The sequence below is a fragment of the Bartonella sp. CL71SXKL genome, assembly GCF_042194935.1.
Classification (GTDB): Bacteria; Pseudomonadota; Alphaproteobacteria; order Rhizobiales; family Rhizobiaceae; genus Bartonella.
In genome coordinates this window covers 183,849-200,330 of the sequence record NZ_JBHINI010000001.1, presented here as the reverse complement: position 1 = coordinate 200,330, position 16,482 = coordinate 183,849, and the positions used below count along the sequence as shown (strand labels likewise).

Below are 16,482 nucleotides of genomic sequence, written 5' to 3'. Positions count from 1 at the left end.
ATTAACTTTGTAAACGCCGACAAATTTCATCTAATTGTTCTAATGAAGAGTAATGTATTTTTAAATCGCCACCTTTTTTACCATGTCGAATAATAACTTTCATTCCTATCACATCTGCAAGTAATTTTTCTAAAGATTTTGTTTCAGCATCTTTTTCCGTATTGGTACGCTTTTTAGTTTTAGGATTGGCTTTCTCATATGCAAGTATTTCTGTTTGACGTACTGAAAGCCCTTCACGAATAATTTTCTCAGCTAAATTTTGTGGATCATCAACGGTTATAAGACAACGTGCATGACCAGCAGAAAGTTGTCCATCCGTTAAGAATTGTTGTACTCTTTCTGGAAGTTTTAATAAACGAAGCGTATTTGCAACATGACTACGACTTTTTCCAATAACTTGTGCTAAATCTACTTGTGTATAATCATGCTCATTCAAAAGCATCTCATATCCTTTTGCTTCTTCGATAGGATTAAGATCTGCCCGCTGAACATTTTCAATAATAGCCAATTCCAAAGCGGTTTTATCGTCCACATCACGAATAATAACGGGTAATTGACTTAAATTTGCACGTTGTGCTGCACGCCAGCGCCGTTCACCCGCAATCAATTCAAACCGATGAGGATGATCTCTTAAAGGCCTTACAATAACCGGTTGAACCACACCGTGTTGACGAATTGATTGTGCCAAATTATCAAGCTCTGTTTCAGTAAAATGACGCCGAGGATTGTGAGGATTACATGAAATAGATTCAATAGAAATAAATCGCTCAGAAATACTACCGGATTCATTTAATTTATCAAAGCTTGATGAACGTGCAATATTGTTGTTTAAATTGATATCTCCAATCAATGCAGCTAATCCACGTCCTAGTCTTTTTTTTGAGAGATCATCATTCATAATTTTTCTCTTTGAATTTTTAGATTATTTTTTTATATTTTTAAGCAGCAGCGCGTGCTTGTTTTTCACGTTGTATCATTTCTGATGCTAGACGCAAATAAGCTTGGCTTCCAGCACATTTGAGATCATAAAGCAATACAGGTTTGCCAAAAGAAGGTGCTTCTGATACTCTTACATTTCGTGGAATAACAGTACGATAAACTTTATCTCCCATAAAAGAACGTACATCTTCAACAACTTGATTTGAAAGGTTATTACGTCCATCATACATTGTTAGAACAATACCTTGGATTTCTAAAGATGGATTAAGTACGGATCGCACTTGTTTTACTGTTTCAAGTAATTGACTTAAACCTTCAAGTGCTAAAAATTCACACTGCATAGGTACCAAAACAGAATCCGCGGCCCCCATAGCATTAAGTGTTAAAAGATTAAGGGAGGGAGGACAATCAATTAAAATATAATTGAATTTTTTTTCCATTTCCGGATCATCATAGAGAGCTTTACGTAAGCGTTGTATGCGATCTTTTGATGAAGAAATTTCCATTTCCACACCTAAGAGATCAAGTGTAGAGGGAACTATATAAAGATTGGGTACAGCTGTCTTTAAAGCCGCCTGTGTAATTGAAACGCCCGAAACCAAAACATCATAAGACGATAAAGGACGGCTATTACGATCAATCCCCAAACCAGTACTTGCATTACCTTGTGGATCAACATCCATAATAAGAACATTTTCACCAATGGCTGCTAAAGCTGTTGCAAGATTAATTGCTGTGGTTGTTTTTCCGACTCCACCCTTTTGGTTTGCAATAGCGATAATTCGTGTTTCGCTCATTTTGCTCTACCCTCTATATGATCGAATATGAGAAATTTCCAAAATAACAGAATTTTCATCAACTTTACTTTTATGTTTTAACAGATCAAAGTGCCAATTGGCAGAGGCATTTTTTATTTCTGTAGCGTAATCCCGACCTTTTTGCAAAAGAGCTATAGTTTTTTCTGTTAATAAAGGAAAAATAAGTTGTAAAAGAGTATTAAGCGGCGCTAATCCCCGTGCCGTTATAATATCAGACATGGGAATTTTTTGATATATATCTTCAATCCTAGCGTGATAAACCGTTGCTGGAAGATTAAGTTGAGCAATAACTGTTCGCAAAAAAGCAACTTTTTTCCCATTACTTTCAACAAGATTAATATGTCCTTCTTTTTTTTCTTTCAAAAAGATAGCAATCACAATTGCAGGAAAACCTCCTCCTGATCCTAAATCACACCAATGTAAAGAATGAGCATACAAAGGAAAAATTTGTGCTGAATCTAGAATATGTCGTGTCCATAGATCTGGTATTGTTGTAGCAGATATCAAATTAATATGCGCATTCCATTGAAGTATTAAAGACTCAAACTGAATTAAATTTTCCATTGTTTCACGTGAAACAGAAGGAACAATATTTAATAATTGTTGATATTTTTTTTCTATAGAAAAATCCATTAAGCTGTTTTAGCCTTTTCACGTCGTTGACGTTGAATATATGTAATAATAAGAGATAAAGCAGCGGGTGTCATGCCATCAATTTTTTGTGCATCAGCAATTGAACGCGGCGATACTTCTTTAATTTTTGATTTAAGTTCATTTGAAAGACCTGAAATTGCCTGAATATCAAGAGAAGAAGGAATTTCTAAACGCTCATCTCTCTGAAGAGAAGCAATATCTTGTGCTTGTTTATCTAAATAAACCGCATATTGTGCTTCAATTTCTAAAGATTCTGCTGTTTTAGAATCAATTTTTTGTAATTGTGGCCAAAAATCTGAAAGACGCTCTAAAGTCATATGAGGATAAGCAAGAAAATCATAAGCCGAACGCCGAATTCCATCATGATTAACATGTAATCCATGAGCAGAAGCTTCATTAGGTGTAAAAAAAATATTTTGACATATTGATCGTGCTTGATCAAGCCGTTGTTGTTTTTTCTGATAACATTCCCAACGTATTTTACTCACAATACCCCATTTTTGTGCCAAAGGTGTTAAACGCGTATCAGCATTATCAGATCGTAAAGATAAACGAAATTCGGCACGTGATGTAAACATCCTATAAGGTTCACAAACACCACGTGAAACCAAATCATCAACCATAACACCAATATAAGCCGTAGATCGACTTATAAGTATTTCATCTAATTTACCTACTTTACGTGCAGCATTTAATCCAGCTAAAAGTCCTTGTGCTGCTGCTTCCTCATATCCTGTTGTACCATTAATTTGTCCTGCTAAAAATAAACCTGGTAAAGAGCGTAATTCTAAGCTTCTCGTTAATTGTTGTGGATTAACAAAATCATATTCAATAGCATAACCAGGTTGCAAAACTATAGCATTTTCCAATCCTTCAATGGTTTTCAATAGAGAAATTTGCACATCTTCAGGAAGAGAAGTAGAAAGACCATTTGGATAAACGGTATCATCATTTAATCCTTCTGGTTCTAGAAAAATCTGATGTCCATCACGTTCTCCAAATTTAACAATTTTATCTTCAACAGAAGGACAATAACGTGGTCCTAACCCTTCAATATTTCCAGAATATAAAGCAGAACGATAAATATTCTCGCGAATAATTTGATGTGTTTTCTCATTTGTACGTGTTATTGCACATTCAATTTGTGGTTGTTCAATTTTCTCTGTTAAAAGAGAAAAGGGAATGGGATTTTCATCTGCTTGTTGTTTTGGAAGATAATCCCAAGCAATTGTTTTTTTACTCAAACGAGCAGGGGTTCCTGTTTTTAATCGACCAAGTTTTATATGATAATTTTTTAAACGTTTAGCAAGTTTTACACTTGACTGATCCCCCATACGTCCAGCAGCCCATGTTTTATCACCAATATGAATAAAGCCATTTAAAAATGTCCCTGTTGTTAAAACAACAGCACCAGATAAAATTATTTCTTGTTTTTTTAAAATAACACCTGATACACAATTATCTTTAACAACCAGATCAATAACTTCATCCTCAATAAGAGTAAGATTTTCTTGTTCTTTTAATAATTTTTGAATTTCTTTTTTATAAAGTTTTCTATCTGCCTGTGTTCGTGGTCCTCTTACTGCCGGTCCTTTACGTCTATTAAGTAGTCTAAACTGAATTCCAGCAGCATCTGCTGCTCTTCCCATGAGACCATCTAATGCATCTATTTCACGAACTAGATGCCCTTTTCCAAGTCCACCAATAGCAGGATTACACGACATTGTTCCCAATGCTGATATTTTATGTGTAATAAGCGCTGTTTTGGCTCCTACACGTGCTGAAGCTGAAGCTGCCTCACAGCCAGCATGACCACCACCAACAATAACAACATCATATGATTGCATTTAATTCATTCCGTAGAAAATATTCTAAGGTTTCACGTGAAACAATATATAAATTACATAATCTTTATAATCTGTCTATGAAATAATCAATGTTTCACGTGAATCATTATTTACCAACACAAAATTCTGAAAAAATAATATCAAGCAAATCTTCAACATCAATATCTCCTGTAATTTTACCAAGAAAATCACTTGCACAACGGAGATGTTCTGCACGTAAACTGAGATCAAGAGAATGATAATTAAGAGAAAATTCAATCTCTTTAACAGCCTCCTTTAACAATTGAAGTTGCCTTTTACGTGCTGGAACAATATTTCCAATTTCAGAAGCACGATGATGACAAAATGATTCAATTTCTTTTATAAAATAATCAAAATTTAAACCAGTTAATGCGGAAAATTGTATAGACCAACGCTGATCATTTTTTTCATAAAGATCAAGCTTATTGCCAACACACCATATTTCAGCCGATGTTTCTGGTAAATCAACTTGCTTAGGATTTCCTATATCATAAACCAAAATAACCAAATCAGCTTCCATAACATGCTGTTTAGCAACTTCTATTCCCATCTGTTCTATTTTATTTTCTGTTTTTCTAAAACCAGCAGTATCCGTTAAAAAAATAGGTAAACCACCAAGAATAATTCTCATTTCTAAAGCATCACGGGTTGTTCCTGCTTCTTCCGTTACAATAGCAACAGATCTTCCTGAAAGACGATTCATAATGCTTGATTTTCCAGAATTAGGAGCACCAGCAATAACAATTTTTAATCCATCACGTAAAATACTCGCACGCTCTCCTTCAGTAATATATTCTCGAAGAGAGGTACAAAGATCTTCAATATCTTTCCAAACTTTATCAGATATTGCGTTGGGAATATCTGCTTCATCAACAAAATCAAGTTCTGCCTCAATAAAAGCACGCGCCTTCATAAGCTTATGACGCCAATCACGATAAAGCGTCGTTAAATGTCCACTTGTACCCATAACAGCTAAACGCCGTTGGCTTTCCGTTTCTGCTTCTATTAAATCAGCAAGACCTTCTGCTTGAACAAGATCTAATTTTCCTTCCATAAAAGCGCGACGTGAAAATTCACCTGCCTCTGCAATACGGCATCCAGAAAATGTCGACAATTCATCGAGAAAACGATTAACGACGGCTTTTCCTCCATGTAAATGGAATTCTGCACAATCTTCCCCCGTAAAACTATGAGGAGCAGGAAAAAAAACAGTTAAACCAGAATCTAAAAAACTACCATCACGAGCAGTAAGATTTCCATAATGCATAAAACGTGCTTTAGGTAAACGACCACAAAGCGTTTTAACTATATCTACAACATGAGGACCAGAAAGCCGAATGACTGCAACCCCTGAAGGTAACAATCCACTCGAAACAGCAAAGATTGTATCCACAGGTTTTATCCTAATAAAAACTTTAATGACTCTACGTATTCATTGAATCAAAAAATTCACTATTGTTTTTTGTTTGCTTTAATTTATCAATCAAAAATTCAATTGCATCTGTTACATTCATAGATGCTAAAATACGACGAAGAACAAAAATTTTGTGTAAATCTTGTCGTTCTACCAGAAGTTCTTCCTTACGCGTTCCTGACTTTAAAATATCCATAGCAGGGAAAATACGCTTATCAGCAACTTTTCGATCAAGAACAATTTCCGAATTACCTGTTCCTTTAAATTCTTCAAAAATAACCTCATCCATACGACTTCCTGTATCAATCAAAGCCGTTGCAATAATGGTTAAAGATCCGCCTTCTTCAATATTACGTGCTGCACCAAAAAAACGTTTTGGACGCTGGAGAGCATTTGCATCCACACCACCTGTTAAAACTTTACCCGAAGAAGGAACAACTGTATTATATGCACGCCCAAGACGTGTAATAGAATCGAGAAGAATAACAACATCACGCCCATATTCAACGAGACGTTTGGCTTTTTCAATGACCATTTCTGCCACTTGTACGTGACGTATTGCTGGTTCATCAAAAGTAGAAGAAACCACTTCTCCTTTCACTGAACGCTGCATATCAGTAACTTCTTCTGGTCGTTCATCGATTAAAAGAACAATGAGATAACATTCAGGATGATTAGTGGTAATAGAATGAGCAATATTTTGAAGTAAAACTGTTTTTCCCGTCCGAGGAGGAGCTACAATTAACCCTCTTTGTCCTTTTCCCAATGGAGATATCAAATCAATCACGCGTGATGACATATCTTTCTCTGTAGGATCTTGTATTTCCATTTGGAAACGTTCATTTGAATAAAGAGGAGTAAGATTATCAAAGTGAATTTTATAACGAATCTTTTCAGGTTTTTCAAAATTAATTGTATTAATTTTAAGGAGAGCAAAATAACGTTCTCCCTCTTTTGGACTGCGTATAGGACCCTCAATTGTATCACCTGTCTTTAAAGAAAACGACTGTATTTGTGCAGGTGAAAGATAAATATCATCAGGACCAGGAAGATAATTAGCATCAGCAGATCTCAAGAATCCAAATCCGTCTTGTAAAACTTCAACAACACCCTCTCCTATAATTTCTACATCTTGTAGAGCAAGTTTTTTCAAGATAGCAAACATTAATTCTTGTTTGCGCATAAGGGAGGCATTTTCAACTTCTAATGTTTCAGCAAAAGAAACAAGCTCAACGGGATTTTTGCTTTTAAGTTCTTGTAGTTTCATTTTTTGCATGAAATATGCTCTTTGTAATGGAGAAGATTGTTCTAAATAATTTATGGAAATTTATGAGTGAAATATTATTAAGAAAAAAATATTCTACACTCAATTTTTTTAATCTGCAAGTACCATTTATATGAAATTTATTCCTGTAATATTAAGTAATTATATGAAAAACTTGAAAAAATATAAAATCCAAATAGTATTTAATTATTTTAATAACAAAAATGTAAGTTAAATTTATAGCATTAATGAAATGCTATTCAAAAGTATTTTTACAGAAATTTATATTAATAAATTTATATTAAAGAAAGGATTATTCTTATTTATAACTGTGTTTAGTGTGGATTATTATTTATCCTCAATTTTATCCACAAAAGGAAGTTAAAAAAGAATAAAAATAACACTATCTTAAAGATATTATCCCCTCTTTTTTTATAAGAGGGATTAAATTATCACAAGCATTTAATTTGTGCATAAAAAAGGAGAATTTTTCCTAAATTTTAGTTTTATAAAAAACGGTGAAGATATATACACATGTCTTAACAAGGAGTTAAAATTTTTGTGACAAAAGAAAAAAAATTCTTTCATTTACACATGCTTTCTGATGCAACGGGAGAAACATTAATCTCTGTTGGAAGAGCTGTAGCATCGCAATATGCAATGAGTCAGGCAACAGAGCATATCTATCCTATGATTCGTAATAGAATACAGTTACAAAAAGCTCTTGATGAAATACAACAAGAACCAGGTATTGTTCTTTACACAATGATTGATGAAGAATTTAAACTTCTCCTTCAAAAAATGTGTAAAAAAATAAAAGTTCCCTGTATTGATATATTACATCCTGTTTTAAATGCTTTTCAGTCTTACCTTGGAATGCCAACACATTTACGTGCGAGCGCACAACATGATCTTAATGCGGATTATTTTCGCCGTATTGAGGCACTGGATTTTACAATAGAGCATGATGATGGACAGTCTTCCAGTAGCTTATCCGAAGCAGATGTGATTCTTGTGGGAATTTCAAGAACCTCTAAAACGCCAACAAGTATCTATTTAGCAAATCGCGGAATAAAAACGGCTAATATTCCTCTTATTCCTAATATTGATTTGCCAGAATCCCTTTTAGAGGCAAAAAATTCTTTAATTATTGGTTTAATTGCTTCAGCTGAAAGAATCTCACATATCCGCCAAAATCGAGATTTGGGAGAAAGTTTTGCTCTTGATAATTATACAAATCGTATCAACATAGCTGAAGAATTAATCTATGCAAAACGCATTTGCGAACGTTTTGGTTGGCCTATTATTGATGTCACAAGACGTTCTATTGAAGAAACTGCTGCTGCAATATTTGAACTGTTATCACGATTTCGTGAAGGAAATGAGAGAAAATTCTCATGAACGCAGATACGTTAATATTAGCATCTCTTAGTTTTTATCGTGCAAAATTATTAAAAAAAGCAGGCTTAAATTTTTCCATTGAAGGAGCTTCTTTTGATGAAAGAGAAGTAGAAAAAAAAGCAAAAGAAAAAACACCTAAAGAACTCAGCTGTTTTCTTGCGAGCGCAAAAGCAAAAAATGTTTCAGATCGTTTTCCTGATGCTTTCGTTATTGGTTGTGATCAAGTTCTTGATTTTGAAGGTCAAGTTTTTCACAAAGCAACAAATATTAAAGAAGCACATCAACGTTTATGTGAATTATCAGGAAAAACCCATTCTCTTCATAGTGCGGTAGCTTTATTTAAAAATGGTCAAAAAATTTGGGTTGAAGCTTTTAGTGCACATATGTCTGTCCGTTTACTCTCATCAGAATTTATTGAACGTTATTTAGCACGCGTAGGAAAAGATGTTTTAAACAGCGTGGGAGTATATCAAATTGAAGGAGAAGGAATTCATCTCTTTGAAAAAATTGAAGGAGATTTTTTTACCATTGTTGGTTTACCTTTACTGCCTCTACTCATAAAACTGCGCCACTTAGGAATTATTGATGGTTGACTTAACAATAAAAAAAACAAATTATCCGCGTGCTTTTGTTGTTGGTTCTCCAATTCATCATTCAAAATCGCCAAAAATTCACAATTTTTGGCTTAAACAATATTGTTTACAAGGAGAATATCTTGCACAAGAAGTAACATCTGAAGAATTCAGTCATTTTATTGCGTCTTTACAAAAAATAGGCTTTTGTGGAGGAAATGTTACTTTACCTTATAAACAGGAAGCTTTTCGTTTAGCAGATTATAAAGATGAGAGAGCAACAATGATTGGTGCTGTTAATACACTTTGGTATGAAGGAGATAAGCTTTGTGCCACGAATAGCGATGCCTATGGTTTTAGCGCTAATCTTGATGATTTTGCATCTGATTGGGGAGGGGAAACAGCTCTTGTTTTTGGAGCAGGTGGTGCCGCACGCGCTATCATATATGCCTTAAAAAAACGCGGATTTGAACAGATTTATCTGATTAACCGTACAAAACAACGTGCTGATAATTTAGCTCAGCATTTTGGAAAAATCATTAAAGTTTACGATTGGCATAAAATCCATGAAATACTTCATCAAGCTGATTTGATTGTTAATACAACCTCTATTGGTATAAAAAGTCCAGAAGAAAAAAGTGATTCTTTTTTTTGCGATTTTCATAAAGCAAAAAAAACGGCGTTAGTAACAGATATTATTTATACACCATTGATAACTCCTTTTTTACAACAGGCAAAGGCTTGTGATCTCAAGACGGTTGATGGGCTTGGGATGCTTCTACATCAGGCTGTTATAGGGTTTGAACAGTGGTTTGGAATAAGACCACAGGTAACAAAAGCTTTACGGACAGCTATTTTAGAGGATATGAGTGAAAAAAGAGAATGAAGATCATAGGATTAACGGGATCAATTGCTATGGGAAAATCAACAGTTGCTGATTTTTTCAAGCAAGCGGGTATTTCTGTTTTTAGTGCTGATGAAGCAGTAAAACAGCTTTATAAAAGTGAGCCAGCTTTGTCATTCATAGAGCGTATTTTTCCTGGTGTTGTTGAAAACGGTGAAGTTAACCGTTTGAAACTTTCTGAAATTTTGATTGATGATAAAGAAAAATTACAAACATTAGAAAAAATAATTCATCCTTTGGTGCAAGAAAAAGAAAGGGAATTTATTGATATAGCGCGTGAACAAGGGAAAAAATTCGTTATTCTTGATATTCCACTTTTGTTTGAAAAAAATGGTGAAAGTCGTGTGGATAGCGTTATTGTTGTTTCTGCTCCACCAGAAATACAAAAAGAACGTGTCATGATTCGCCAAGGTATGAATGAGAAAAAATTTGCCTTTATCAATGCTCAACAAATGCCAGATGAAAAAAAACGAGAACGTGCTGATTTTATTATTGATACAGGGAAAGATTTAGAGAATACACGTCAACAGGTTTTTGATGTAATAAAAAAACTAAAGAATTGAAGTTATGCGGGAAATTATTTTTGATACAGAAACAACAGGTTTAGATAAAGAAAAAGATCGCATAATCGAAATTGGTTGTGTAGAAATGGTTGATCGTTATCTTACGGGGCGCCAATTTCATGTTTATTTAAACCCTGAAGGCGTTATTATTCCTGATGAAGTTGTAGCAATTCACGGATTAACCAATGAACGCCTAAAAAACGAGAAAAGTTTTAGTGATATTGTTGATGAGTTTTTAGAATTTATCAAAGACGCGACAATGATTGCGCATAATGCGAGTTTTGATATTGGTTTTATTAATGCAGAATTAAAACGTGTCAACAAACCGCTTATCAGTGTTGATAATATTCTTGATACACTGGCTATGGCGCGGCGTAAATTTCCTATGGGTCCTAATTCTCTTGATATTTTATGCAAACGTTTTGGAATTGATAACAGCCATCGTGTTCTTCATGGTGCTTTGCTTGATGCAGAGATTCTAGCCGATGTTTATATTGAGCTTATCGGTGGAAAACAAGGTGTATTGGGTTTTGATAACAGAAGGGGTGTTGATGAACATATCCAGAATGATAAAGATACATCTTATGCCGTTAAAATTCGCCCACAGGCTTTACCTTCAAGATTGAGTACGCAAGAAAAAAAGTTACACGCTGATTTTATCTACAAAATGGGTGAAAAAGCTCTGTGGAATAATTTCAAAATTCATGAATAACATCATCTTTTCTCTAAAAAAGTCACGATTGAAATTAAAGAATATCGATGTCAAAAAAAACGGTCGTTGTGGGGAGGGGAACACCACAACGACCCTGTCGCTACATCGTACCTCAGCTATCATAGGAGGAGCAAAATGAAAGCTATTAATCCTGTAACAGCAAAGAAAAGCTCTAGGTACTTAATATAAAGTGCAACGACTTCATGTCTTATGAAAAGAAAAAATGGCTTTTTAGAGGCAAAGTGAAAAAATATATAAGGACAAATTGTTTTTTTAGCTGAAATGGAGAAAAAATTGTAATGAAAGCAACAGATCATCTTTTTTTGGTTGACGGATCAGGCTATGTTTTTCGTGCTTATTATGCTTTGCCGCCTTTAAAACGTAAAAAGGATGGACTTCCTGTAGGAGCAGTAGCTGGTTTTTGCAATATGTTATGGAAATTACTATGTGATGCTCGTAATACAGCTATGGGTGTTGTTCCAACACATTTTGCTGTTATTTTTGATTATTCATCTGATACTTTTCGGAAACAAATTTATCCTGAATATAAAGCGAATCGCGCTGAACCTCCTGAAGATCTAATTCCTCAATTCGCGCTAATACGCCAAGCAACGAAGGCTTTTAATTTGCCTTGTATTGAAAAGGAAGGCTTTGAAGCGGATGATTTAATTGCTACCTATGCAAAATTTGCAACAAAGGTTGGGGCAAAAACAACCATTATTTCTTCTGATAAGGATCTTATGCAACTCGTAAATACGCATGTATCTTTGTATGATGGAATGAAAGATAAGCATATAGGTATCTCAGAAGTTATAGAAAAATGGGGTGTTGCGCCTGAAAAAATGATTGATTTACAAGCATTAATTGGAGATTCAACAGATAATGTACCGGGTATTCCAGGCATTGGTCCAAAAACTGCAGCTCAGTTGTTAAATGAATTTGGTTCTCTTGATCTTTTATTGCAACGCGTAACAGAAATTAAACAAACAAAACGGCGTGAAAACATTCAAGCTTATAGAGAACAAGTTAAAATGTCTCGTGAACTTGTCAGGCTTAAAACAGATGTTCCTATAGATAATGATTTAGATGATTTTGTTTTGGAGCCACAAGATGGTCCACGTTTAATTGCTTTTTTGAAAGCGATGGAGTTTTCAACATTAACGCGTCGCGTGGCAGAGGCAACGTCATGCGATGCAGCTGTTATTGACGCACTTGATATAGATGTTGAATGGGAAAAACTAAGTCCCAGGCATGATTCTGAGATCAAGAATACTGAGCACGCATCTCTTCATAGTTTTTCTGAAAATTCTCCACAAGTTTTTGCACAAAAACGTAAAGATCAAGCGCTGACTCAAAAAATTACAAGAGCTGCTTATACAACAATTCTTGATGAGAAAATTTTAAAAGAGTGGTTATCACAAGCACAAGAGCAGGGTTTTTTCGCTTTTGATACTAAAACAACATCTCTTGATCCGATGCAAGCAAAGCTTGTTGGTTTTTCACTTGCATTACAGCCGGAAAAAGCAGCTTATATACCTCTTGAACATTTTGATGAAGGAGAAGAGGACCTTTTGAGGGGCGGGCGCATTGCCTCACAGATTGAGGCCCGAAAAGCTTTAGCACTTTTAAAACCGATATTAGAAGATTCAGCGGTGTTAAAAATTGGTCATAATATAAAATATGATTGGTTGGTGATGAAGCAATACGACATTATGATAAGCTCTTTTGACGACACCATGCTTTTATCATATGCTTTTGATGCTGGAACTTTAACCCATAATATGGATGATTTGTCTGAACGTTGGCTTGAGCATAAACCAATTGCCTATAAAGATTTAACGCATAACGGAAAAAAAATTACTTCTTTTGCACAAGTAGATTTAAAACAAGCAACCCTTTATGCGGCGGAAGATGCTGATATAAAGCTGCGCCTTTGGCAAGTATTGAAACCGCAACTTGTTGCTCGTGGGATGACAAAAATTTATGAGCGTCTTGATCGACCCCTTGTAAAAGTTCTTGCAAGAATGGAAGAACGGGGGATTCTTATTGATAGGCAGATTTTATTGCGTCTTTCTGGAGAGTTGGCACAAGCTGCTTTGATTCTAGAAGAGGAAATTTATAAACAAGCTGATGAAAAGTTTAATATTGCTTCGCCAAAGCAATTAGGGGATATCCTTTTTGGCAAAATGGGATTGCCTGGAGGCGCCAAAACTAAGGGTGGACAATGGTCAACTTCTGCACAGACTTTAGAAGAGTTGGCTGCTGAAGGTCATATTTTACCGCGTAAAATTATTGAGTGGCGTCAACTTGCAAAGCTAAAATCTACCTATACAGATGCCTTGCCTTCTTATATTTTTTCAAAAACAGGGCGAGTTCACACGAATTATTCTTTGGCAATAACATCAACAGGTCGGTTATCATCATCAGAGCCAAATTTACAAAATATTCCAGTGCGAACTGCTGAAGGGCGTAAAATCCGAACAGCTTTTATTGCTCCCAAAGGACGTGTGTTACTTTCTGCTGATTATAGTCAGATTGAGTTGCGCATTCTTGCACATATTGCGGATATAAAAGCATTAAAAGAAGCTTTTGCTAAAGGGCATGATATTCACGCTATAACGGCATCACAAATGTTTGGTGTTGCGATAGAGGGAATGCATTCAGATATACGACGGCGTGCAAAAGCGATTAATTTTGGTATTATTTATGGTATTTCAGCTTTTGGATTAGCCAATCAATTGGGAATTTCACGCCAAGAAGCGGGTCGTTATATTCAACTGTATTTTGAAAGATTTCCAGGAATTAAAGATTATATGGAGAAAACTAAAATCTTTGCACGTGAAAATGGTTATGTAGAAACAATCTTTGGACGTCGTATCCATTATCCAGAAATAAAAGCAAAGAATGTAAAAATTCGTTCTCTTAATGAGCGAGCAGCTATCAATGCTCCAATTCAAGGTTCTGCGGCCGATATCATTCGCCGCGCTATGATACATATGGAAGATGCTTTAAAAGAAGAAAAACTATCAGCAAAAATGTTGCTGCAAGTGCATGATGAACTGATTTTTGAAGTACCAGAAGAAGAAAGTAAAAAAACCATGACTGTTGTTAAAAATGTTATGGAAAATGCTACAATACCGGTTCTATCTTTATCTGTACCGCTTGAAGTAAAAGTCATGACGGCTCAAAATTGGGATGAGGCACATTAATTTTTTTATTTATTTTTAAGAATGTTGATTGCGTTAGAAAGATTAAGATAGGCTTTGATAGGCAAATGATCTGAAGCAATGCGTGCAAGCGGTGAAAGATGATTTTCAATACTTGTTACCAATTGGTGGGGGAAAGAAAAAACTCTATCAAGGGCTAAAAAAGGAAAGCGAGAGGGAAAGCTTGGTACAACTTCAAAAGTGCTATCAAAATAGGGAGAAAAATGATTTAAAGATGAGCCTTTTCCCATCCGCCATTCATTAAAATCTCCTATAAGGAGTGTAGGCATAAGGGGGCGTTTTTGGAAAATTTCAAGGAGCATTTTTGTTTGTTGTTTACGAGAGTAACGTAATAAGCCAAAATGAGCCGCAATAATACGAATAGGGCCTGCTTCCATTTCCAACTCTACAACTACAGCCCCACGTGGTTCAATACTAGGAAGAGTGACTTGTAAAGTATCACGTACATATCCCTTTCGCAAAAAAAGAGCATTCCCATGCCAACCATGGCCATGAGGTGACATAGTATTAAGAGGTACAGGAATCAAACCGGTTTCAGCTTTTAATAGCTGAAGATTAATCAAACCAATGCGTTCCCCAAAACGTTTATCTGCTTCTTGAAGAGCAAGAATATCAACTTGTAATTCAGTAATAACACGGACAATTCTTGTAGGATTAAAAATTTTATCAACACCTACACATTTATGCACATTATAGGAAGCAACGGTCAGATCATAATTACTATTTTGATTGATGATGTTTGATTGATGATGAGAGCGGCTGTGAATTGCATTAAAAAGGGAGCTGTGGAGTTTTTGTTGGATAAAACCGGTAAACCAAGGGAATTTTTGCTTATAAGGTATTTTTGTCATTTTACGAAAAGAATAGTCCCTAAGAGGCCAAGGGTAAAGACTTACACTAAAAACAAAAGAACCTTGTCTCTTTTAGAAACAAGGTTCTTTAATTAAGTTATGATTTTTGCAATCAATCACGGTTTGAGCCAAGAAACTGTAGCAAGAAGACAAACATATTGATGAAATCAAGATAAAGATTCAACGCGCCCATAATAACTTTACGTCCTCTGGTATCGCTTTCATCTCCTTCATAATACATCAACTTAATGCTCTGGGTATCGTAGGCTGTTAAACCAGCAAAGATAAAAACACCAATCACAGAGATAGCAAACTGCAAAGCGCTTGATCCAAGAAAAATGTTCACAATCATGGAAAGAAACAAGCCGATCAATCCGATGAATAAGAAGGAACCGATTGCTGTGAGATCACGCTTTGTTGTGTATCCATAAAGTGAAAGAGCTCCAAAAGTTGCGGCGGAAATGACAAAGGTTTGCACAACACTTTCTGTCGTATAGCGCAAAACGATTGAAGACAGTGAAAGACCAACCAGAGCAGCATAACCAAAAAAGAGACTACGAGCAGCATTTGTGCTCAATGTATTAATTTTAAAACTGAGGAATAAGACTGCTATGAGTGGTGCAAACATAACAATATAAGAGAATGGTGATGTATAAAATGTTACTCCAAGTGGTGTTAGATAAACACTGCTATTGATTTGAGCTGCTGCTTGGCTCATATCTGTTGTCGTTGCTAATGATACAATTGCATAAGCGGCAGCAGCTGTAATAAGCAAACCAATGGCCATTGCATTGTAGACACCCAACATATAGTCGCGTAATCCCTGATCAATTGATGCATCGGCATGAGAAGCAGGTGCCGAACGTAAATCTTTAAAATTAGCCATAATATAAAATCCTTTAGCATATGTTCTGTCAGGTATAGGGCTTTAAAAGTGTCTCTGTCATTACACAGATAAGCTTGGTATAAGCCTTAATTGGGCAAATACAAAAACCCTTAAGAATCACTGACAGAATTCCAGCATATATGCTCTTATTATGGAGATTTATTTAAAAATTACAAGAGATTTATATGAAGAAGGAACCTTACAAATTGGTAAGGAAATAGTTCATTTTAATAAAAAATATTTCCATTTTTTGCCATATTTTTGCAAGATAAAAAGACTATACTTAAAAACTTTTCTATTTTCACAGAAACTATGTAATACAATCCCTTATAAAATATTCACTATTTTTGCGTTTATGAGAAGAGCGGCAAGTATCATCACACTATTTTCAACCTCCAATATTGCATCT

General features: G+C 35.1%; 14 protein-coding genes. 6 read left to right on the top strand and 8 right to left on the bottom strand.

Going from position 1 to position 16,482, the window contains the following annotated elements; translation table 11 throughout:
- Position 1 precedes the first annotated feature (1 nt).
- From ACFILA_RS00735 to rho, 6 genes are all read right to left on the bottom strand, one after another.
- The gene (locus ACFILA_RS00735; RefSeq protein ID WP_273790169.1) at positions 2–898 is read right to left on the bottom strand and encodes a ParB/RepB/Spo0J family partition protein; all 897 of its coding nucleotides are present in this window, start codon (positions 896–898) and stop codon (positions 2–4) included.
- Between the two features lie 40 nt (positions 899–938).
- Entirely contained in the window at positions 939–1,736 is a 798-nt protein-coding gene (locus ACFILA_RS00730) for a ParA family protein (RefSeq protein ID WP_273790170.1), read from the bottom strand.
- Positions 1,737–1,742: 6 nt separating this feature from the next.
- A complete protein-coding gene (rsmG, locus tag ACFILA_RS00725) occupies positions 1,743–2,390 on the bottom strand; it encodes a 16S rRNA (guanine(527)-N(7))-methyltransferase RsmG (RefSeq protein WP_375630633.1) in 648 nt (215 codons plus the stop codon).
- Complete coding sequence (gene mnmG / locus ACFILA_RS00720) at positions 2,390–4,258, bottom strand: tRNA uridine-5-carboxymethylaminomethyl(34) synthesis enzyme MnmG (protein ID WP_375660482.1); 1,869 nt, start codon at positions 4,256–4,258, stop codon at positions 2,390–2,392. Before mnmG ends, rsmG begins: the two co-directional genes overlap by 1 nt.
- A gap of 106 nt (positions 4,259–4,364) precedes the next feature.
- Positions 4,365–5,672, bottom strand: coding sequence for a tRNA uridine-5-carboxymethylaminomethyl(34) synthesis GTPase MnmE (gene mnmE, locus ACFILA_RS00715; protein WP_375660481.1), 1,308 nt, complete (start codon positions 5,670–5,672; stop codon positions 4,365–4,367).
- Positions 5,673–5,703: 31 nt separating this feature from the next.
- Positions 5,704–6,969, bottom strand: a complete 1,266-nt coding sequence (rho, locus tag ACFILA_RS00710) for a transcription termination factor Rho (protein ID WP_015857121.1) — start codon at positions 6,967–6,969, stop codon at positions 5,704–5,706.
- A 549-nt stretch (positions 6,970–7,518) separates the two neighbouring features.
- Here rho and ACFILA_RS00705 point away from each other — a divergent pair.
- From ACFILA_RS00705 to polA, 6 genes are all read left to right on the top strand, one after another.
- A complete protein-coding gene (locus ACFILA_RS00705) occupies positions 7,519–8,358 on the top strand; it encodes a pyruvate, water dikinase regulatory protein (protein ID WP_273790174.1) in 840 nt (279 codons plus the stop codon).
- Positions 8,355–8,951: a Maf family nucleotide pyrophosphatase gene (locus ACFILA_RS00700; protein ID WP_375611343.1), complete on the top strand. Its 597-nt coding sequence runs from the start codon at positions 8,355–8,357 to the stop codon at positions 8,949–8,951. The genes ACFILA_RS00705 and ACFILA_RS00700 overlap by 4 nt, the downstream gene beginning before the upstream one ends.
- Complete coding sequence (locus tag ACFILA_RS00695) at positions 8,944–9,816, top strand: shikimate dehydrogenase (protein ID WP_375660480.1); 873 nt, start codon at positions 8,944–8,946, stop codon at positions 9,814–9,816. The genes ACFILA_RS00700 and ACFILA_RS00695 overlap by 8 nt, the downstream gene beginning before the upstream one ends.
- Complete coding sequence (coaE, locus tag ACFILA_RS00690) at positions 9,813–10,397, top strand: dephospho-CoA kinase (RefSeq protein ID WP_273790177.1); 585 nt, start codon at positions 9,813–9,815, stop codon at positions 10,395–10,397. Before ACFILA_RS00695 ends, coaE begins: the two co-directional genes overlap by 4 nt.
- Before the next feature lie 4 nt (positions 10,398–10,401).
- Positions 10,402–11,109 (top strand): DNA polymerase III subunit epsilon, encoded by a 708-nt coding sequence (gene dnaQ / locus ACFILA_RS00685; RefSeq protein ID WP_273790178.1) that lies wholly within the window; start codon positions 10,402–10,404, stop codon positions 11,107–11,109.
- 299 nt (positions 11,110–11,408) lie between these two features.
- A complete protein-coding gene (polA, locus tag ACFILA_RS00680) occupies positions 11,409–14,318 on the top strand; it encodes a DNA polymerase I (protein ID WP_375660479.1) in 2,910 nt (969 codons plus the stop codon).
- A 5-nt stretch (positions 14,319–14,323) separates the two neighbouring features.
- On the opposite strand, the gene ACFILA_RS00675 is transcribed toward polA, so the two are convergent.
- Both ACFILA_RS00675 and ACFILA_RS00670 read right to left on the bottom strand, forming a co-directional pair.
- Positions 14,324–15,187 (bottom strand): endonuclease/exonuclease/phosphatase family protein, encoded by an 864-nt coding sequence (locus ACFILA_RS00675; RefSeq protein WP_273790180.1) that lies wholly within the window; start codon positions 15,185–15,187, stop codon positions 14,324–14,326.
- 112 nt (positions 15,188–15,299) lie between these two features.
- On the bottom strand, positions 15,300–16,073 hold the full coding sequence (locus ACFILA_RS00670) for a Bax inhibitor-1/YccA family protein (protein WP_273790181.1): 774 nt from the start codon (positions 16,071–16,073) through the stop codon (positions 15,300–15,302).
- Positions 16,074–16,482: the final 409 nt, after the last annotated feature.